Annotated in this window: 21 protein-coding genes; 7 read left to right on the plus strand and 14 right to left on the minus strand. The window is 72.6% G+C overall.

Annotation, left to right across the window (positions count from 1 at the left end; genetic code table 11):
• Window positions 1-38: 38 nt before the first annotated feature.
• Window positions 39-347 (minus strand): co-chaperone GroES, encoded by a 309-nt coding sequence (gene groES, locus ACWGIU_RS00675; RefSeq protein WP_030389102.1) that lies wholly within the window; start codon window positions 345-347, stop codon window positions 39-41.
• A 258-nt stretch (window positions 348-605) separates the two neighbouring features.
• Here groES and ACWGIU_RS00680 point away from each other — a divergent pair, with 258 nt between their 5' ends.
• From ACWGIU_RS00680 to ACWGIU_RS00700, 5 genes are all read left to right on the plus strand, one after another.
• Window positions 606-1,613: a hypothetical protein gene (locus ACWGIU_RS00680; protein ID WP_453701526.1), complete on the plus strand. Its 1,008-nt coding sequence runs from the start codon at window positions 606-608 to the stop codon at window positions 1,611-1,613.
• 256 nt (window positions 1,614-1,869) lie between these two features.
• Window positions 1,870-3,264 (plus strand): FtsW/RodA/SpoVE family cell cycle protein, encoded by a 1,395-nt coding sequence (locus ACWGIU_RS00685; RefSeq protein WP_453701527.1) that lies wholly within the window; start codon window positions 1,870-1,872, stop codon window positions 3,262-3,264.
• Window positions 3,265-3,452: 188 nt separating this feature from the next.
• A complete protein-coding gene (locus ACWGIU_RS00690; protein ID WP_453701528.1) occupies window positions 3,453-3,716 on the plus strand; it encodes a hypothetical protein in 264 nt (87 codons plus the stop codon).
• A gap of 119 nt (window positions 3,717-3,835) precedes the next feature.
• A complete protein-coding gene (locus ACWGIU_RS00695; protein ID WP_453701529.1) occupies window positions 3,836-4,057 on the plus strand; it encodes a hypothetical protein in 222 nt (73 codons plus the stop codon).
• 11 nt (window positions 4,058-4,068) lie between these two features.
• Window positions 4,069-4,353 carry a hypothetical protein gene (locus ACWGIU_RS00700; RefSeq protein ID WP_453701530.1) on the plus strand — a complete coding sequence of 95 codons (285 nt, stop codon included), beginning with the start codon at window positions 4,069-4,071 and terminating at the stop codon, window positions 4,351-4,353.
• 197 nt (window positions 4,354-4,550) lie between these two features.
• Here ACWGIU_RS00700 and ACWGIU_RS00705 read toward each other — a convergent pair whose 3' ends face one another.
• Together ACWGIU_RS00705 and ACWGIU_RS00710 are read right to left on the minus strand one after the other, a co-directional pair.
• Window positions 4,551-5,426 carry a polysaccharide deacetylase family protein gene (locus ACWGIU_RS00705; protein WP_453701531.1) on the minus strand — a complete coding sequence of 292 codons (876 nt, stop codon included), beginning with the start codon at window positions 5,424-5,426 and terminating at the stop codon, window positions 4,551-4,553.
• Window positions 5,423-6,289, minus strand: a complete 867-nt coding sequence (locus ACWGIU_RS00710; protein ID WP_453701532.1) for a polysaccharide deacetylase family protein — start codon at window positions 6,287-6,289, stop codon at window positions 5,423-5,425. Before ACWGIU_RS00710 ends, ACWGIU_RS00705 begins: the two co-directional genes overlap by 4 nt.
• A 272-nt stretch (window positions 6,290-6,561) precedes the next feature.
• Between ACWGIU_RS00710 and ACWGIU_RS00715 the strand changes: the two genes are divergently transcribed.
• Window positions 6,562-7,758 carry a class I SAM-dependent methyltransferase gene (locus ACWGIU_RS00715; protein WP_453701533.1) on the plus strand — a complete coding sequence of 399 codons (1,197 nt, stop codon included), beginning with the start codon at window positions 6,562-6,564 and terminating at the stop codon, window positions 7,756-7,758.
• Window positions 7,759-7,866: 108 nt separating this feature from the next.
• Here the strand turns inward: ACWGIU_RS00715 and ACWGIU_RS00720 are convergent, their stop codons facing one another.
• From ACWGIU_RS00720 to tsaB, 4 genes are read right to left on the minus strand one after another with little or no spacing between them, the layout of a single operon-like run.
• On the minus strand, window positions 7,867-8,139 hold the full coding sequence (locus ACWGIU_RS00720) for a hypothetical protein (protein WP_453701534.1): 273 nt from the start codon (window positions 8,137-8,139) through the stop codon (window positions 7,867-7,869).
• Window positions 8,136-9,293, minus strand: coding sequence for a tRNA (adenosine(37)-N6)-threonylcarbamoyltransferase complex transferase subunit TsaD (gene tsaD / locus ACWGIU_RS00725; RefSeq protein WP_453701535.1), 1,158 nt, complete (start codon window positions 9,291-9,293; stop codon window positions 8,136-8,138). The genes ACWGIU_RS00720 and tsaD overlap by 4 nt, the downstream gene beginning before the upstream one ends.
• Entirely contained in the window at window positions 9,286-9,765 is a 480-nt protein-coding gene (gene rimI / locus ACWGIU_RS00730) for a ribosomal protein S18-alanine N-acetyltransferase (protein WP_202203724.1), read from the minus strand. Before rimI ends, tsaD begins: the two co-directional genes overlap by 8 nt.
• 20 nt (window positions 9,766-9,785) lie before the next feature.
• Window positions 9,786-10,448: a tRNA (adenosine(37)-N6)-threonylcarbamoyltransferase complex dimerization subunit type 1 TsaB gene (gene tsaB, locus ACWGIU_RS00735; RefSeq protein ID WP_453701536.1), complete on the minus strand. Its 663-nt coding sequence runs from the start codon at window positions 10,446-10,448 to the stop codon at window positions 9,786-9,788.
• 119 nt (window positions 10,449-10,567) lie between these two features.
• On the opposite strand from tsaB, the gene ACWGIU_RS00740 reads away from it, so the two are divergent.
• On the plus strand, window positions 10,568-11,122 hold the full coding sequence (locus ACWGIU_RS00740; protein WP_453701537.1) for a hypothetical protein: 555 nt from the start codon (window positions 10,568-10,570) through the stop codon (window positions 11,120-11,122).
• Window positions 11,123-11,178: 56 nt separating this feature from the next.
• On the opposite strand, the gene ACWGIU_RS00745 is transcribed toward ACWGIU_RS00740, so the two are convergent.
• The 7 genes from ACWGIU_RS00745 to glmS form a co-directional block, all read right to left on the minus strand.
• Entirely contained in the window at window positions 11,179-11,364 is a 186-nt protein-coding gene (locus ACWGIU_RS00745; protein ID WP_453701538.1) for a hypothetical protein, read from the minus strand.
• Window positions 11,365-11,482: 118 nt separating this feature from the next.
• Window positions 11,483-12,046: a tRNA (adenosine(37)-N6)-threonylcarbamoyltransferase complex ATPase subunit type 1 TsaE gene (gene tsaE, locus ACWGIU_RS00750; protein WP_453701539.1), complete on the minus strand. Its 564-nt coding sequence runs from the start codon at window positions 12,044-12,046 to the stop codon at window positions 11,483-11,485.
• Window positions 11,997-13,256: an alpha/beta fold hydrolase gene (locus ACWGIU_RS00755; RefSeq protein ID WP_453701540.1), complete on the minus strand. Its 1,260-nt coding sequence runs from the start codon at window positions 13,254-13,256 to the stop codon at window positions 11,997-11,999. Before ACWGIU_RS00755 ends, tsaE begins: the two co-directional genes overlap by 50 nt.
• Window positions 13,201-14,337: an alanine racemase gene (gene alr, locus ACWGIU_RS00760; RefSeq protein WP_453701541.1), complete on the minus strand. Its 1,137-nt coding sequence runs from the start codon at window positions 14,335-14,337 to the stop codon at window positions 13,201-13,203. The genes ACWGIU_RS00755 and alr overlap by 56 nt, the downstream gene beginning before the upstream one ends.
• Window positions 14,338-14,560: 223 nt before the next feature.
• Window positions 14,561-15,961, minus strand: coding sequence for an NAD(P)H-hydrate dehydratase (locus ACWGIU_RS00765; RefSeq protein ID WP_453701542.1), 1,401 nt, complete (start codon window positions 15,959-15,961; stop codon window positions 14,561-14,563).
• A 9-nt stretch (window positions 15,962-15,970) separates the two neighbouring features.
• Entirely contained in the window at window positions 15,971-16,339 is a 369-nt protein-coding gene (locus ACWGIU_RS00770; protein ID WP_453701543.1) for a holo-ACP synthase, read from the minus strand.
• Window positions 16,340-16,360: 21 nt separating this feature from the next.
• Complete coding sequence (glmS, locus tag ACWGIU_RS00775; RefSeq protein WP_453701544.1) at window positions 16,361-18,208, minus strand: glutamine--fructose-6-phosphate transaminase (isomerizing); 1,848 nt, start codon at window positions 18,206-18,208, stop codon at window positions 16,361-16,363.
• Window positions 18,209-18,285 lie beyond the last annotated feature (77 nt).

Raw genomic sequence — 18,285 nt, forward strand, 5'->3', positions numbered from 1 at the left:
ACCAGGGGCGCAGCTCAAAGCAGTACTGATGAAGAGAATTACTTCTCGACGATCGCGAGCACGTCGCGAGCAGAGAGGACGAGGTACTCCTCGCCGCTGTACTTCACTTCGGTGCCGCCGTACTTGCTGTAGAGCACGATGTCGCCGACGGTGACGTCCAGCGGGAGACGCTGGCCGTCCTCGAAGCGACCCGGGCCCACCGCGAGGACGACGCCCTCCTGGGGCTTCTCCTTCGCGGTGTCCGGGATGACCAGGCCGGAAGCCGTGGTCTGCTCGGCGTCCAGCGGCTGGACCACAATGCGGTCCTCAAGCGGCTTGATGGCAACCTTGGAGCTGGTGGTCGTCACGATCCGACCTCCCCCTTCGGAGATCCGGGGTTAACTGTCTGAGGTGGCGACCAGGTCGATCCGTCGTCGCGGGTGCCGGATCTGCCTGTCGCTGTGTTGGCACTCACCAGGGGTGAGTGCCAGGTGCGAGACTATTCCGGCGATTAGCACTCGGTCAAGCGGAGTGCCAATTTCCGACCCTCCGGCGTTGCGCGGAAGGGACCCGGAACGGGGCCCACCCGGGGCTCCAAGCCCTCGGGGATCGCTACTCTCCGGCCCATGACCTGGAAAAACGCACAGCTCCGCTGGCGCGACATCATCTCGATCACCGTGGGCCTGGCGATCGGGATCTCCGCGTTCTCGTTGGCCGGACCGCGGCTGATGACCAAGCTGACGGGGGTGGAGGGCAGCTTCCGCGCGGAGCAGTGCGGGTGGCAGGAGGACTACGACGGGGTCCAGCAGCGGGCATGCGTCGGTTCCTTCACCGCCGCCGACGGATCATTCACCATCCACCGGATCGCGGCCGAGGGCCTGTTCGAAACCGATCCGGCCGGGCCGGTGGCCTCCCGGGTCGACGGGCCGTCGGCCGACGAGGCCGTGCGGCCGGGGCTCATGTCGCTGGCACCCCTGCTGGGCATCGGACTGCTCGGCTTCGCGTACCCCGTGTGGGTCTTGATCGCGGGCACCCGCGACCTCCTGGCCCGCCACCGGCGGCGCCGCCGCCGGGAGACCGATACGGCCGTGGCCGCGGGCCCCACCACTGTCCCCACCACCGTCCCCGGTACGACCGGGACGGACTCCGGCGTGCGGTGGTTCCACGCCGCCCCGATCACCCTCGGCATCACCGTCGGGATCTTCATGTGCCATACGGCCGTGCCGCGGCTGGTCACCCAACTGACCGGGGCGGAAGGCACGTTCCGCGCGGAGCGCTGCGCCTGGGGGAACCCCGATTCCGACGGGGCCCGGACGATGACGTGCGCGGGGGACTTCACCGCCTCGGACGGCTCGTTCACCCTCACCGGCATCAAGATCGACGGCGTGTTCGACGAGCGGCCGAAAGCGCCGGTGACCGCCCGCGTCAGCGGGCCGTCGGCCGACCATGCCGTGCAGATGGACATCGCCACCTCGCTCGCGCCGATAGGCATGGGGCTGACCGCCTTCGCGTTCCCGGCCTGGGCACTGACCGCTGCCACCCGCGACGCCCTCGACCGCCGCAGGCGCCGCCGGAACCGCCCGCCCCAGACCGACGTCGACCCCGACTCCTGGGGGCCCCTCCCGTCCACGTGACCCCTGCGGGCGCTCGGCGGTGCGGCTGTCCGCTGCCCCCGGGGGGCGGCGCGTCCCACGCCGGCGGGGCGCCCCGCATCCGCTGAAGGAACCATGGAAAGGGCATGAACGTCGTTGATGATATGAAGATAAAGCGCCTCATTGCCGAGCAGATCGGACCCAAAGCTTCCGCAACCGGCCCCGGCGCACCGGGCGCCCCGTCCTCAGCACCGCCGCCGCCCTTCCCGTCCGCCCCCGTGGACGGTGGCGGCATCCCGTGCGTGGGCTGAGACCCCTGACATCGGCGGTCGCCCGCCGCCGCACCGAAGCGCTGCTCCTGGTCTTCGTCATCGCCATCGCCGTCTTCGGCCACGCCGCCGCGAGTCTCGCCATGAACGGCGAGCTGCCGCCCGGATTCGTCGACTTCGCGATCAGCCTGACCCTGCTGTCGCTGGTGGGGCATCTGGGCATACGCCGTTTCGCGGCCTACGCCGACCCGCTGATCTTCCCGCTCGCCATGCTGCTGACGGGCCTCGGACTGGTGCTGCTGCACCGCCTCGACCAGGGCTACATCGAGCGCTACAACTCGGACGCGAACGCCCCCGGCCAGCTGATGTGGACGGTGGTCGGGGTCGCCGCCTGCCTGCTGGTGCTGGCGCTGCTGCGCGACCACCGGCTGCTGCAGCGGTTCATCTACATCGACATGGCCGTCGCGCTGGTGCTGCTGATCGCGCCCGCCTTCTTCGGCGCGGACACCTACGGCGCGAAGCGCTGGATCAAACTCTTCGGCTTCTCGCTGCAGCCGGGCGAGTTTGTGAAGATCATGATCGCGATCTTCTTCGCCGGCTACCTTGTCGTCCACCGGGACTCGCTGGCCCTGACGGGCCGCAGGTTCCTGGGGATGCGGCTCCCCCCGATGCGCCAGCTCGGCCCGATCGTCACGGTGTGGATCGTCTCGATGCTGGTGCTGGTCTTCGAGCGCGACCTCGGCACCTCGCTGATCTTCTTCGGGGTGTTCGTGGTGATGCTGTACGTCGCCACCGAACGCACCAGCTGGATCGTCTGCGGCCTGCTCATGGCCTCGGTGGGCGCCTTCGTGGTCGGCTCGACGGAGCCGCACGTCAAGGCGCGCGTGGCCGCGTGGCTCGACCCGCTGTCGTTCTACTGGGAGAACCGGCCGGCCGGAGTCACCTCGGACCAGTCGGCCCAGGCGCTGTTCAGCTTCGGCACGGGCGGCATCTCCGGCACGGGCCTGGGCATGGGCCACCCCGAGCTGATCGCGTTCGCCGGGCGCAGCGACTTCATCCTTACCACGGTGGGCGAGGAGCTGGGCCTGGCCGGGGTCATGGCCGTACTGATCCTCTACGCCCTCCTCATGCAGCGGGGACTGCGGATGGCACTCGCCGCCCGCGACCCCTTCGGCAAACTGCTCGCGGTGGGCCTGGCGGCGGCGCTGGCCCTGCAGGTCTTCGTGGTCGCGGGCGGCGTCACGGGCCTCATCCCCCTGACGGGCAAGGCCCTGCCCTTCCTGGCCAAGGGCGGCTCGTCCCTCCTGGCCAACTGGATCATGATCGCGCTGCTCCTGCGCATCAGCGACAGCGCGGAACGCCAACGGGAGGCGGACTCCCACGGCCCGGTGGAAACAACGATCACGCCGGTGGTGCGGGTGTAGGGGGCAAGGCCTCCACCCCTTCGGGCCGGCCGCCTGCGGGGCGGGGCTTCGGGGGGCGGGAGCAACTCGACCGAAGGACGGGGATCGGAGATGCCCAGGCGGATCCCGGTGAGCACCATCCTGAGACGGGGCCCACTAGAGACCCGGGGCCGGGGGCTATGGGCGCGTCCGATCGCTACGAGCTCCTCATGTCTCAGCGTCTCCCGCTCGTCCTGGGCCGGACACTCGACCAGGGCCTCGGCGATGAGCCAGTCGGCGACGTGCGGCAGGAGCAGTGCGTACCTCTCCTCGCCCTGCCCGTGCCGCGCCAGCAGCAGCGCCAGGTCGCGCAGAGCCGACCGCTCCCCGTCCGAGGCGAAGGGGCGGACGAGAGCGATGGCCTCCACGCCCCGGCCCCCGGCGTCCAGCAGCCGAGCGGCCTCGGCGGTCGCCGTCCACCGGTTCCGACGTAGGGGGCCAGTACCTCAAGGGCCTCCTCCAGCGCGCCCCCGTCGGCCGGCAGCCGCGCCCAGGCGCGGGCGCAGAACCGGTCGCCGTCCTCCGCCAGGGCCTGCTCGCGCACCACGTCGGCGTGCCCGAGGGTGAGGAGACGGTCGACGGGATCGGGTGGCACGCACTCGTCGTGCATGGTGGTCCCGCGGTGGAGTACGTCGGCGCCCATGCCCGCACCCTGGAGGGACGGCCGTCCGCCCGAAGGGCCAGGTCCCTTCCGGTGATTGCCGGGCGCAGCGCGGCCGAGGAGGTGCCGGTCGGGGTACGCCTTCGTCGTAACGACGACGCCGAGCACCATTGAGGAGATCCACCATGTACGCAGCGATCCGGCGGTATGAAGGAGTGACCGACCCGGCCGAAGCCGGGCGCATCGTCGACGACGGGTTCGTGCCGCTCATGCGTCAGGTCCCGGGATTCGTGGCGTACTTCTGGGTCGATGCCGGAGCCGGGGTCATGGTGTCCACCAGCGTCTTCCGGGACCGTGCGGGCGCCGACGCGTCGATCGAGAGGGCGGCGGACTTCGTGCGCGACAACCTGGCCCGGTTCCTGCCCAACCCGCCGCAGGTCACGGCCGGCGAGGTCGTCGCCTCCGCCTGAGGGCCGTCCCCGGACGGTCGTCGGACGCCCTCGGCGAGACGCACCTGGGATCGCGGGCGTCGTAGGCCGGCCCGGGAGGGCCCGGAGACGCCGAGAGGTGGGGAGCGCGTAGCGCAAAGGCGCGCCCCACCGACCCGTCAGGCCGCCGCCCTGGGCCGCGTCTCGGGACCGGCCGGCCCCCAGCAGGACACCCCCGGCTACAGGTAGTCCTCCAACCGCCCGATCCGGTAGCCCTGTTCCTGGATCCGCTGGAGCATCCGCGTCGTCATCTGGGTTTCGGTGGCGCCCTTGAGCTCTCCCGGGCCGCGGAAGTGGGCGAGGACGATGTCGCCCGGCTTGAGGGCGGAGCCCGCCGCGTACTGGAAGTTGTTGATCTGCATCGAGACCCGCCACAGCACCAGGGACGAGACTCCGCACTCCGAGGCCGCCCGGAGGGTGTCGTCGTTGTAGTTGCCGAAGGGCGGGCGGAAAAGCGGCGGGCGCTTACCGAAGCGCTTCTCCAGGCGTTCCTGCTGGCCGCATATCTCTTTCTTCTGTCCCTCGAAGGAGAGGGTCCGCAGATTCGGGTGCGTCAGCGTGTGGTTGTTTATCGTGCTCGCCGAGCCGTTGTCGCGGATCTTCTCGAAGTGCCCGTAGTCCGACGAAGCCACGCTGTCCGTGAGGAACATGCTGATCGGCAGCTTGAGGTCGGCCGCCATCTTGAGGAACTCGGGGTCCTTCTCCGCGCCGTCGTCGAAGGTCAGGAAGACGACCTTGTCGTCGGCCGGGACGGGTATTCGGTCTATCACCGGGACCTTCCCCGGTCCGGCCGTCGGGATCTGCGGTTTCCGGGCCGGCTTGGGCGCGTACTGGAGGGGGGCCGTCAAGCCCCACTTCTTGTAGGCCTCGTCGGACGCGCCCCCCGGCGCCGGCGACGCCGTCGACGGCGTGGCGCTGCCGGCCTGAGGTGTCGGCTGCGCCGTCTTGGCGGCCAGTCTCTCCGTGGGGGCCGCGCTGTCCCCGCACCCCGTCAGGGACAGCGCGAGCGCGCCGGCCGCCAGCGTTCCGGCTACCAACCGGCGCGCGTGCTTCACAAATAGTCCTCCAGGCGAGCCACGGCGTATCCCTTGTCCGTGACGGTCTTCATGACATGACGGATCATGTCAGGCATCGTGCCCTTCCAGTCCTCCTTGCCCCGGAAGTGAGTGAGGATGATGTCACCGGGGTGCAGATCGCGGTCCCATTCCCGGTAGTCCATGCGGTTGGTGAACGCCTCCGCGTTCCACAGCGGGACCGCCTTGATGCCGCAGGACTTGGCCGCGCGCAGCGTGTCCTGGTTGTAGTTGCCGTACGGCGGCCGGAAGAGGGTCGGCCGCTTGCCGAACTGCTTCTGCATGGTGTCCTGCTGGCCGCAGATCTCCTCACGCTGCTGCTCGTAGGACAGGCCGGGCATGTAGCGGTGGTTGAGCGTGTGGTTGTTCAGGGTGACGCCCGCGGCCTGCATCTGCTTGAAGTACGGGTAGTTGTCCCGTACGACGTAGTCGCTGAGGAAGGCCGTGTACGGGATCTTCAGCTCCTGCATCATCTTCAAGAACTCGGGGTCCTTCTCCGAGCCGTCGTCGATCGTCAGGAAGACGACCTTGTCCTCGGTCGGGACCGTGGTGAAGACGTTCGGGTACTCCTCCTGGTCCTCCACCTCGAAGCCGTCGCGCGTGGGGATGTGGGGCTTCTCCTTCGGCGCGGGCGGGGCGGCGAGGGGGGTCTTGCGCAGTCCCCACTTCTTCGCCGCGACGACGCGCGCCTGCTGTGCCGCCTTGGCCTTCTCGGCGGCACTGAGCGCGCCTGCGGCGCCCGCCTCCGCCGCCTTCGCCTTGGCCTTCGCGGCCTTGTCCGGCCCGGAGTCCCCGGAGCCGCACGCCGTCCCGAGGGCGGCGACGAGCAGGGCCGCCACGGCCACCCCGAACCGGCCGCGCGGACCTGCCGCGTACCGGTGACCCTGTTGCGACTTATTTCCCTTTTGTCGTACTAGCTGCATAGCTGCGCATCCTGGCACCCGACACACGGCCTCCCCGGGAAGACACCGCGAACGCGGTCACACCTTCCTTCGACTGGCCCACACCGGCCGCCCCGGGGACACCCCCGGGACACCCCCGGGACGCCCGCGCACGGCCTGCCGGCGCCCCGCCCGCGCCCGCCCGTGCCGGACCGCCCGTCGCCGACAATGGACCCGTGACCCCCGAAGACTTCGCCGCCCTCCTCACCCCCGAGGGCCTTGCCCTCCTCGACTCGCTCCGCGAGTACGACCCCTCCCAGGAGCTGGCCGTCGCCACCCGGCTGCGCCGAGAGCACCCCGCCGCCCTGGTCTCCGCCGCGCTCGGGCAGGCCCGGCTGCGGCAGCGCGCGGTGGCGAAGTTCGGCGCGGAGGACGCCTTCCGGATGTACTTCACGCCCGGCGGCGGCGAGATGGCCACCCGCGCGTCCGTGGCCTCGTACCGGGCCGAGCGGCTCGCGGCCCTCGGCGTACGCAGCCTCGCGGACCTGTGCTGCGGCATCGGCGGGGACGCCCTCGCGCTGGCCCGGCTCGGCATCCGGGTGCTCGCGGTGGACCACGACCCGCTCACCGTCGCCGTCGCGCGCGCCAACGCCGAGGCGCTGGGGCTGGCGGACCTGATCGAGGTCCGGGAGGCGGATGTGACGGAGGTGGACACCGCCGGCTACGACGCCGTCTTCATCGACCCGGCCCGGCGCGGGGGGCGCGGCCGGATCTTCGACCCGGAGTCGTACTCGCCGCCGCTGTCATGGGCGGTGGAGACGGCCCGGGCGGCGAAGTACGCCGCCATCAAGATCGCCCCAGGGATCCCGCACGAGGCGGTGCCCGCGGCGGCCGAGGCCGAGTGGATCTCCGACCAGGGGGACGTCAAGGAGGCCGTGCTCTGGTTCGGGACCGCGCCCGGGACCGTGCGCGCCACCCTGCTCCCCGGACCGCGCGGGCTGCACACCGCCGATCCGCTGCCCGATCCGGCGGCCGGGCCGGTCGGCCGGTGGCTCTACGAGCCCGACGGCGCCGTGATCCGCGCCCATCTGGTCGCCGAGGTCGCCGGGCAGCTGGACGGCCGGCTGATCGACCCGACCATCGCCTACATCACCGCCGACGAGCTGCGCGTGACGCCGTACGCGACGGCGTACGAGATCACCGATGTGCTGCCCTTCGGCCTCAAGAGGCTGAAGGCGCTGCTGCGCGAACGCGGCGTCGGGATCCTGACCGTGAAGAAACGCGGCTCGGCGATCGAGCCCGAGGAGCTGCGCAAGAAGGTCAAGCCGCAGGGACCGAACTCCGCGACCGTCTTCCTGACCCGGGTGGCGGGAGCCCCCTCGATGCTCATCGGCGCACCAGCCGTACCGCCTGCGGCGACGCCCGACCGGTGAGACGCCGGGCGGCGCGGGCCGGGTACCGACATGCCGGGCCGGGCGCGGGCGGGGCCGGGGCCCGCGCCGGTGGTACGGCTGCCGCAGGGGTCCGGCCACCGGCCCTGCTCAGCCCCCGTCGACCTCCACCGACTCGAACCGCCAGCGGTGGACCGCCCGGGTGATCAGGTCGGCCGCGGGTTCGGGCAGCTCGGGGAGGTCGCCCGCGACGCCCTCGGCGGCCTCCCACCAGGTGATCACGAGGACCCGGTCCTGCGGGGCCCGGAACACCTCGCGGCGCACCGGCTCCCGGGCGAGGACCTGGGCGCGGGCCCACTCCAGCAGTTCGTTGCCCCGGCCGTCGGCGGCCCGGGCCTCCCACATCAGCGCGACGGTGCTCACGAGTACAGGTTGTCCTTGCTCAGTTCGTGCACGTGGTCGTGATCGTGACTGTGCCCATGCCCATTCCCGTGGCCGTGCCCGTGGCCGCTCCCGTGATCGTGCCCGGGCGCGGCACCCGGCACGTGCGGGTCCGTCACCGGCAGCGAGGAGTCCGCCGACAGGTCCCAGTCCGAGGCGGGCCGGTTCCGCTTGACCATCTCCGCGCCCAGGGCCGCGACCATCGCGCCGTTGTCCGTGCACAGCTTCGGCCGCGGCACGCGCAGCACGATCCCCGCGGCGTCGCACCGCTCCTGCGCCAGCGAGCGCAGCCGGGAATTGGCCGCCACACCGCCGCCGATCATCAGGTGGTCGACGCCCTCGTCCTTGCACGCCCGGATCGCCTTGCGCGTCAGCACGTCCACCACGGCCTCCTGGAAGGACGCCGCCACGTCGCGTACCGGGACGTCCTCCCCCGCCTTCCGCTTCGCCTCGATCCAGCGGGCGACGGCCGTCTTGAGCCCGGAGAAGGAGAAGTCGTACGCGGCGTCGCGCGGGCCCGTCAGCCCGCGCGGGAAGTTGATCGCCTTCGGGTCGCCCTCACGCGCGAGCCGGTCGATGACCGGACCGCCGGGGAACCCCAGCTGGAGCACGCGCGCGATCTTGTCGAAGGCCTCGCCCGCCGCGTCGTCGATGGTCGCGCCGAGCGGCCGTACGTCGGAGGTGATGTCCGGGGCCAGCAGCAGCGACGAGTGCCCGCCGGACACCAGCAGCGCCATCGTGGGTTCCGGCAGCGGCCCGTGCTCCAGCTGGTCCACGCAGATGTGGGAGGCCAGGTGGTTCACCCCGTACAGCGGCTTGCCGAGCGCGTAGGCGTAGGCCTTGGCCGCCGAAACGCCCACGAGCAGCGCACCGGCGAGCCCGGGACCCGCGGTGACGGCGATGCCGTCGAGGTCGCGGGCGCTGACCCCGGCCTCCTTCAGGGCGCGTTCGATGGTGGGGACCATCGCCTCCAGGTGGGCCCGTGAGGCCACCTCGGGCACGACGCCGCCGAAGCGGGCGTGCTCGTCGACGCTCGACGCGATCGCGTCCGCGAGCAGGGTGGTGCCGCGGACGACGCCGACGCCGGTCTCGTCGCAGGACGTCTCGATGCCGAGGACGAGCGGTTCGTCAGCCATTGCTCTCACTGCTCTCAGTTCGTGCTTGTGCGGGGTCGGTCAGGCGCATGACGAGCGCGTCGACGTTGCCGGGCTGGTAATAGCCGCGCCGGAAGCCGATGGGCTCGAAGCCGAAGCGCTCGTAGAGCTTCTGGGCGCGGGTGTTGTCCACCCGTACCTCCAGCAGCACCTCGGCGCACTCGAACGCGGTGGCGGCGCGCAGCAGGTCGGTCAGGAGCCGGGCGCCGAGCCCGGTCCCCCACTGGTCGCGGGCCGCCGCGATGGTCTGCACGTCGGCCAGGTCGCCGGCGGCGGCCAGTCCGGCGTATCCGACCAGCCGGCCCGCCGCGTCCTCGGCGACGACGTAGCGGCGCGTGGCCTGCGGGCCGCGTGCGTGGGCGAGTTCGGACCAGAACATCCCGGCGGACCAGGCGTCCTCGGGGAACAGCTCGTGCTCCAGTTCCAGCACGGGCCCGATGTCCCACCAGCGCATCTCGCGCAGCGTGTGGGCCGTCACTGCGGGGTGACCACCTTGTAGTTCTTCGGTACCTGCGCGTCGGGCCGGCGCAGGTAGAGCGGGGTCGGCGGCAGGAACTCCAGGCCCGCCGCCAGTCGTTCCGCGGCCAGCGAGGCCAGCGCGGCGGCCGACTGGTGCTCGGGGCCCCGGGCGTCCGTGAACACCTCGGGGTACAGGAGCGCGCCCTGGCCGACCGCGGGCACGCCCGCGACCTGTTCGGCGATGTCCGCCGGGCGGTCCACGGCGGGCCCGCCGACGCGCGTGCGCGGGTCCTCGTACCGTGCCCAGTAGACCTCCTTGCGCCGCGCGTCGGTGGCGACGGTGAAGGGGCCCTCGATCCCGGCGGCGCCGGCGGCGTACGCGAGGCCGTCGAGCGTGCACAGGCCGTGCACGGGCACGCCCAGCACGGCGGCGAAGGTGGAGGCGGTGACGAGGCCGACGCGCAGCCCGGTGTAGGGGCCGGGGCCGACACCGACGACGACGCCGGTGACGGCTTCGAGCGTGACCCCGGCCTCGGCGAGGACCTTGTCCACGGAGGGCAGCAGGAGCTCCCCGTGGCGGCGGGCGTCGACCTGGTTCGACTCGGCGACGACGGACTCACCGTCGTGCAGGGCGACGGTGACGGCGGGCGTGGCGGTATCTACGGCGAGCAAGAGCACGCGAACAGCCTACGACTCCGGCGGCCGCACCCCTTGCGGCCGGTCTCGGAGCAGGGTGGCTGCTACCTTTCGACGGGGTACCGGACGTGGTATCAGTCGGCGCGGAAAGGTGGAGCAAGGTGGCACGCAGCAGCTCGGGAATCGTGGCCGGGCTCACGGCCGCGGCAGTGGCCGTCGTCGGCTTCCTCGGCTACCAGGCTTCCGCCACGGCGCCCGCACACCCCCCGAAGGCCGCCGCGCAGGAGCCCGGCCCCGCCGCGAGCCCGGCCGCCAAGCAGGACCCGGCGAAGCCGGTGGCCGTGCCCGAGGGTTCCGGCACCGGGGTGCGCGTCGTGTACTCGGTGGGCCAGAAGCGGGTGTGGCTGGTGGGCGACCCCGCGCAGCCGCCGAAGTCGTTCACGGTGATGCCGAGCACGGTGCACCCGAAGCCGGGCAGCTACACGGTCGGTTCGCGCTCGGGTTCGGTCACCGGCTCGGACGGCGTGCCGATCGAGCACGTCGTGCGGTTCGCGAGCACGGAGGGCGTGGCGGTCGGTTTCAGCGCCCGCACGGACGGCGCGCTGCCGGAGCCCGACCCGAACAAGAAGACCGGCGGCATCCGCATGACCCGTGCCGACGGCGACGCGATGTGGGCCTTCGCGACGATCGCCTCGAAGGTCGTCGTCGTCCCCTGACCGGCCGCTGACGGATCGCCCGCTCTTCACCCGACAGGGTGACGCGACGGGACGACCTAGGCCGCTTCGGATTCCGGAGCGGCCTTTTCGTGTGCGGTGTCCACCGGCCCGCCCGGGCCCGTGGCGTACTCCCGCGCCGGTGGCGTCGAGACGGCGGTGGCGGCCACGCCGGCGGCGAGGAGCGTCCACATGGAGACGGTGGACGGGCGGGGTTCGCGATGTGCTCCTGCTGGTGCCGACATGGCTGCCTCCTGGACCCGGGACACCGTACTTAGGCATACCTAAGAAACTCTCGGTACCATGTCACCACGAGGGCTGCCGACAGCGCAATATCTTGCCGACGGCTTGTCGGTACGTTTCCTACGAGAGGGCGCCGGCCAGCGCGTCCAGTCCGGCCCCGGTGCTCCAGCGCGCTCCGACCCCGCGCACCAGGACCTCCCGTACGTCGTCCAGGACCTCCTCGTGGCCGACCGCCCGTGCGATCACCACGTGCAGCCGGTCGTCCGAGAGCTCCTCCACCTTGCCGTCGCCCCACTCCACGACGACCACGGACTCGGGCAGCGAGACGTCGAGGTCCAGGTCCTCCATCTCGTCCAGCCCGCCGCCCAGGCGGTACGCGTCCACGTGCACCAGCGCCGGTCCGCCGGTCACTGACGGGTGCACACGGGCGATCACGAAGGTCGGCGAGGTCACGGCCCCACGCACGCCCAGGCCCTCGCCGAGCCCCCGGGTCAGCGTGGTCTTGCCCGCGCCCAGCTCGCCGGTCAGCAGGACGAGGTCGCCGGGGCGCAGCAGGGCGGCGATCCTGCGGCCCAATTCCTGCATCGCGTCCGGGGAATCGATGGTGATCCGGGTCTCCGCGCCGGCCGCGGCCTCAGGTGCCGGCGCCTGGCTGCGCTGTGCTTCCAGCGGTACTTCTTCCATGCCCGCCAACGTTAGTCGCTGCGGGGACGGCCGCCGCCCCGGTGCGCGCCAGCAGCTCGATGAGCAGCCGCGTCACGGTCTCCGGGCGTTCCAGCATCATCAGGTGCCCGGTGGACTCCAGGACGACGAGGTCGGCGCCGGGGAGCGCCTCCTTGATGGCGACGCTGTGCGCGGGCGGGGTGATCATGTCCCTGTCCCCCGCTATGACCGTGACCGGCAGGTCCGCGAACAGCTGGAGCGCCGAGGTCTTGTCGTGGGTCTGGAAGGCCGGATAGAACTCGGCGACCACATCGATGGGCGTGGCCTCGATCAGCCGCTCCGCGAACCGCGCGACGCCCGGATCCACGTCCCGGCAGCCGAACGAATACATCTTGATCATTCCGGCGAAGAGGTCCGCGGTGGCCCGGCGGCCCTTCTCCACCAGCTCCACCTGCGAGCCGAGCGCCTTGAGCACGCCCGGCAGGAGCCGGCGCACGGCTCCCATGCCGACAGCCGGAAGCCCGTACGTCACCTCGTCGAGGCGGCCGGTGGAGGTGCCGATCAGGGCGACGCCGACAACGCGGTCACGGATGAGGTCGGGGTACTGCTCGGCGAATCCCATGATGGTCATTCCGCCCATCGAGTGACCCACCAGGATCAGCGGCCCCTCGGGGGCGGTCGCGTCGATGACGGTCTTGAGGTCCCGGCCGAGCTGGTCGATGCTCACCGGCTCACCGTCCGCCTGGACGAGGCCGCGGGCGCTGCGTCCGTGGCTGCGCTGGTCCCAGTAGACCGCGCGGACCACACCGCGCAGGGCGGCGCGCTGGAAGTGCCAGGAGTCCTGCCCGAGGCAGTAGCCGTGGCAGAAGACCACGGTGGCCTGGGGTTCGGCCCTGCGCCGCAGCCGCCGCCGCTTGCCGTCCTCGGGAAGCTCGTCGATCTCGTAGTAGAGCTCGGTGGCGTCCTCGGCCCGGCAGATCCCCTCGGCACCGCGCAGGGACCCGTAGTCCCCGGCCGCGTCGAGTGCGAGGCGTGCCTTCATCCGCATGCCGCGCCCCACGGTGATCCGTTCGACCGCGACACCGGCCGCCGCGCCCGCGGCCATCACGCCGATGGCGGCGCCGGCCCAGCCGGCCTTGCGCCAGTTCTCGCTCACGCCGCCGCCCTCACTCCGCTCAGCCGCCGAGGTACACCCGGGGCACCCGTGCACCGATACGGGTGACGATCTCATACGCGATCGTGTGCGCCGCTCGTGCCCAGTCCTCGGCGGTCGGTTCACCACGCTCGGCGTCCCCGAAGATGACGGCCTCGTCACCCGCGCGGGCGTGGTCTCCCTCCAAGTCGACCACGAACTGATCCATCGCGACGCGCCCGGCGACCCGGCGGACCTTGCCGCCGACAAGCACCGGACCGAGGCCGGAAGCCTGCCGCGGGATGCCGTCGGCGTAGCCGGCCGGGACCAGCGCGAGGGTCGTCTCGGCGTCGGTGACGTAGTGGTGGCCGTAGCTCACCCCGTGCCCGGCGGGGACCGTCTTGACCAGTGCGAGGGAGGCCTTGAGGGTCATCGCGGGCCGCAGGCCCAGCTGGGCGGGGGTGCCGAGCTCGGGAGCCGGCGAGATCCCGTAGACGGCCACCCCGCAGCGCACCAGGTCGAAGTGCGACTCGGGCAGGGTGAGGGTGGCCGGCGAGTTGGCAATGTGCCGGACCTCGGGCTCGACCCCCTCCTTCTCGGCGTACGCGAGCATGTCGCGGAAGGCGGCCAGCTGGAGCTGGATCGAGGGGTGCCCGGGCTCGTCGGCGCAGGCGAAGTGCGACCAGACACCGGTGACCTGGACGGTTCCCTCGGCCTGGGCGGCGACGGCCGCTCCGACCAGCGCCTCCCAGTCGGCGGGCTGGCAGCCGTTGCGGCCGAGGCCCGTGTCGGCCTTGAGCTGGATGCGCGCTGTGCGGCCTGCCTCGCGGGCGGCCTCGCGCACCTCGTCGAGGGCCCACATTCCGCTCACGGAGACGTCGATACCGGCCTCGACGGCCTCCCGCCAGGGCCCGCCCGGGATCCAGAGCCAGCACATGAGGCGCCCCTGGATTCCGGCGGAGCGGAGTGCGAGGGCCTCGTAGGGCGTGGCGGTACCGAGCCAGGTGGCACCGGCCTCCTGGGCGGCCCTGGCGCACTCCAGGGCCCCGTGCCCGTAGGCGTTCGCCTTGACCACGGCCATCAAGTCGGCCCGGGGAGCCCGCTCGCGCAGTGCGCGCACGTTCTCCCGTACGGCGTCAAGATCGATCTCGGCGTACACGCGCGTCGCTGTCTCGTTCATCGCCCCCAGTCTCTCAGAACCCCCGCCCGGCCCTGCGGGGGCCGGCCCGCCCGGCCACCGGGCTTCCGCCACGACCGGCCGGGCGCGCCGCGGGGTCGGTGCGGGTCGGTGCGGGGTCCGTGCGGGCCACCGCTGCGGGCAGCCGCTCCCCGCGCCCCGCCCTTTCACCGCTCCCCGGGCCCGGCCGGGACCGGGCGGAGCCCCGGGGCGACCGTCCGCACGGTCAGGGGTGGCGGGTGTCCCGCCAGGCTTCCGGGAGGGCTTCGGCGACCTGGTGGGCCAGGAGCGGGCCCCCGACACGGCGGGCCGCCAGGCCGTGGAGGTACGCGCCGGCCGCGCCCGCGTCCGCCCCGGACAGCCCGCCCGCCAGGAGGGACCCGGCCAGCCCGGACAGCACGTCACCACTGCCCGCGGTGGCCAGCCACGGGGTGCCCGTCGGGTTCACCCGAACGGCTCCGCCGCCCGAGGCGACCAGCGTCGTCGAGCCCTTCAGCAGCACCGCCGCGCCGTACCGCTGCGCCAGCGCCCGTACGGAGTCCAGCCGGGCCGCCTCCACCGATCTCCGCTCCACCCCCAGCAGCGCCGCGGCCTCCCCCGCGTGCGGGGTCAGCAGGGTGGGGGCCGTCCGGGCCTGCAGCGCCGCCGCGTCCAGCCCGCGCAGGCCGTCCGCGTCGACCAGCACCGCCGCGTCCTCCGCCAGCAGCTCCGCGACCTCGCCGGCGCGCCCCTCGCCCAGCCCCGGGCCGACCACCCACGCCTGCACCCGGCCGGGCCCGATCAGCGTCTCGGGGTAGCGGGCGAGCACCGCCTCCGCCGCCGGCCCCACGTACCGCACCGCGCCCGCACCGCCCCGCAGCGCTCCCGCCACGGCCAGCACCGCCGCGCCCGGGTACTGCACGGACCCGGCGACGATCCCGACCACACCCCGCCGGTACTTGTCGCTCGTCGCCGTCGGCTCCGGCAGCAGCCCCGCCACATCCGCGTGCTGCAGGGCCTCCACCTCCGCCGACGGCAGTTCCAGCCCGATGCCGACGAGATGCACCGCGCCCGCTCGCGAGGCCCCGGGGTCGATCAGCAGGCCGGGCTTGTACGCCCCGAAGGTCACCGTCACATCGGCCGTCACGGCCGGCCCCGCCACCTCCCCGGTGTCCGCGTCCACCCCGCTCGGCAGGTCCACCGCGACCACGGGGACCCCCGCCGGGATCCGCTCCACCAGGGCCGCGGCCGCCGGGCGCAGCCCGCCGCGCCCGCCGATCCCGAGCAGCCCGTCCAGTACGAGGTCCGCCCGCCGCGGAACGGCCCGCTCCACCCGTCCCCCGGCGGCCCGCAGCGCGGCCAGCCCGCCGGGGTGCATCCGCTCGGGGTCCATCGGCACGGCCGTCACCCCGGCCCCGCGCCGGGCCAGCCGGGCGCCCGCGTACAGCGCGTCGCCGCCGTTGTCCCCCGGGCCGACGAGCAGCACGACCCGGGCCCCGTACACCCCGCCGCGGGCCCGCCGCAGCAGCCCGGCGCACACGGCGGCCAGGCCGGCCGCCGCCCGCTGCATCAGGGCGCCCTCGGGCAGCCGGGCCATCAGCTCCCGCTCGGCGGCCCGTACGGTCTCCACGCTGTAAGCAGTTCGCACGGACCGCCCCTAACCTTCCGCGATCACCACGGCGGAGGCGACCCCCGCGTCGTGGCTGAGGGAGATGTGCCAGGACTTCACTCCCAGCTCCAGCGCCCGCGCCTCGACCGTCCCGGACACCCGCAGCCTCGGCTGCCCGGTGGCCTCGACGTACACCTCGGCGTCGGTCCACAGCATGCCGCCGGGCGCGCCCAGCGCCTTGGCCAGCGCCTCCTTGGCGGCGAACCGCGCGGCGAGCGAGGCGGTCCCGCGCCGCTCGCCGCTCGGCAGCGTCAACTCGGCGTCGACGAAGAGCCGCCCGGCCAGGTTCGGCGTGCGCTCCAGCGCCGCGCCGAACCGTTCGATCTCCGCTACGTCGATCCCGACGCCGATAATCACAACGACAACTCCAGCCGACTACTACTCCACGGTCACCGACTTGGCGAGGTTACGCGGCTGGTCCACCTCGTTGCCGCGCGCCGTCGCCAGCTCGCACGCGAACACCTGCAGCGGAACCGTCGCCACCAGCGGCTGGAGCAGCGTCGGCGTCGCCGGGATCCGGATCAGGTGGTCGGCGTAGGGGACGACCGCCTCGTCACCCTCCTCGGCGATCACGATGGTCCGCGCCCCGCGCGCCCGGATCTCCTGGATGTTCGACACGATCTTGTCGTGGAGCACCGACCGGCCGCGCGGCGAGGGCACGACCACCACCACCGGCAGGTCCTTCTCGATCAGCGCGATCGGCCCGTGCTTGAGCTCGCCCGCCGCGAAGCCCTCGGCGTGCATGTACGCCAGCTCCTTGAGCTTGAGCGCGCCCTCCAGCGCCACCGGGTAGCCGACGTGCCGTCCCAGGAACAGCACCGTGTTCTTGTCGGCGAGCGAGCGCGCGAGCTCCCGCACCGGCTCCATGGTCTCCAGGACCGTGTCCACGGCCGCGGCGATGTCCGACAGCTCGCGGATGACGGCCTGGATCTCGTCGCCCCACTTCGTGCCCCGGACCTGTCCGAGGTAGAGCGCGACCAGGTAGCAGGCCACCAGCTGCGTCAGGAAGGCCTTGGTCGAGGCGACGGCCACCTCGGGGCCGGCGTGCGTGTAGAGCACGGCATCCGACTCGCGCGGGATCGTCGACCCGTTCGTATTGCAGACGGCCAGGACCCGGGCGCCCTGCTCGCGCGCGTGGCGCAGCGCCATCAGGGTGTCCATGGTCTCGCCGGACTGCGAGATCGCGACCACCAGCGTGCGCTGGTCCAGGATCGGGTCGCGGTAGCGGAACTCGCTCGCCAGCTCCGTCTCGCACGGGATGCGGGTCCAGTGCTCGATGGCCAGCTTCGCGATCATGCCCGCGTGGTAGGCCGTACCGCATGCCACGATCACGACCTTGTCGACCTCCCTGAGCACCGAGACGGGGATGCGCACCTCGTCCAGGGTCAGCGAGCCGCTCGCGTCGATCCTGCCCAGGAGGGTGTCGGCGACGGCCTTCGGCTGCTCGGCGATCTCCTTGAGCATGAAGTAGTCGTACCCCCCCTTCTCGGCCGCCGAGGCGTCCCAGTCCACGTGGTACGCCCGCACGGTCGCGGCCGAACCGTCGAAGTTGGTGACGGTTACGCCCTCGCGGCGGAGCTCGACGACCTGGTCCTGCCCCAGCTCGATCGCGGACCGCGTGTGGGCGATGAACGCGGCCACGTCCGAGGCGAGGAAGTTCTCGCCCTCTCCGACGCCCACCACCAGGGGCGAGTTCCGCCGCGCGCCGACCACCACGTCCGGCTCGTCGGCGTGGACGGCGACCAGGGTGAACGCGCCCTCCAGGCGCCGGCACACCTGCCGCATGGCTTCCGCGAGATCGCCGGTGGACGAGAACTGCTCCGCCAGCAGGTGCGCCACGACCTCGGTGTCCGTCTCGGAGTCCAGCCGGTGTCCGCGCTCGACCAGCTCGGCCCGCAGCGCGGCGAAGTTCTCGATGATGCCGTTGTGTACGACGGCCACGCGCCCCGCGTTGTCGAGGTGCGGGTGGGCGTTGGCGTCGGTGGGCCCGCCGTGGGTCGCCCACCGGGTGTGCCCGAGCCCCGTGGAACCGGTCGGCAGCGGGTGCCCGACCAGCTCCTTCTCCAGGTTGACCAGCTTCCCGGCCTTCTTGGTGGCCGCCAGACCGCCGTCCGCGAGCACGGCGACCCCGGCCGAGTCGTAGCCGCGGTACTCCAGCCGCTTGAGTCCGGCGATGACCACATCGAGCGCCGCCTGCGCTCCCACGTAACCCACGATTCCGCACATAAAGCCGCAGCGTACGCCGTAGTCGGCCGTCCGCCCCGTAGCCGAACAAGACGAAAAACCCGCCCCGGCGCGTGCGC

The organism is Streptomyces sp. NPDC054840, assembly GCF_053611065.1.

What these genes read in the sequence shown, in the direction of transcription:
- ACWGIU_RS00680 (WP_453701526.1), top strand. Translation starts at nt 606, where the DNA reads ATGACCTGGAAAAACGCACAGCTCCGCTGGCGCGACATCATCTCGATC.
- ACWGIU_RS00690 (WP_453701528.1), top strand. Translation starts at nt 3,453, where the DNA reads ATGTCTCAGCGTCTCCCGCTCGTCCTGGGCCGGACACTCGACCAGGGC.
- ACWGIU_RS00700 (WP_453701530.1), top strand. Translation starts at nt 4,069, where the DNA reads ATGTACGCAGCGATCCGGCGGTATGAAGGAGTGACCGACCCGGCCGAA.
- tsaD (WP_453701535.1), bottom strand. Translation starts at nt 9,293, where the DNA reads ATGGCTGACGAACCGCTCGTCCTCGGCATCGAGACGTCCTGCGACGAG.
- rimI (WP_202203724.1), bottom strand. Translation starts at nt 9,765, where the DNA reads ATGCGCTGGTGGGACATCGGGCCCGTGCTGGAACTGGAGCACGAGCTG.
- ACWGIU_RS00745 (WP_453701538.1), bottom strand. Translation starts at nt 11,364, where the DNA reads ATGTCGGCACCAGCAGGAGCACATCGCGAACCCCGCCCGTCCACCGTC.
- tsaE (WP_453701539.1), bottom strand. Translation starts at nt 12,046, where the DNA reads ATGGAAGAAGTACCGCTGGAAGCACAGCGCAGCCAGGCGCCGGCACCT.
- ACWGIU_RS00755 (WP_453701540.1), bottom strand. Translation starts at nt 13,256, where the DNA reads ATGAGATCGTCACCCGTATCGGTGCACGGGTGCCCCGGGTGTACCTCG.
- alr (WP_453701541.1), bottom strand. Translation starts at nt 14,337, where the DNA reads ATGAACGAGACAGCGACGCGCGTGTACGCCGAGATCGATCTTGACGCC.
- glmS (WP_453701544.1), bottom strand. Translation starts at nt 18,208, where the DNA reads ATGTGCGGAATCGTGGGTTACGTGGGAGCGCAGGCGGCGCTCGATGTG.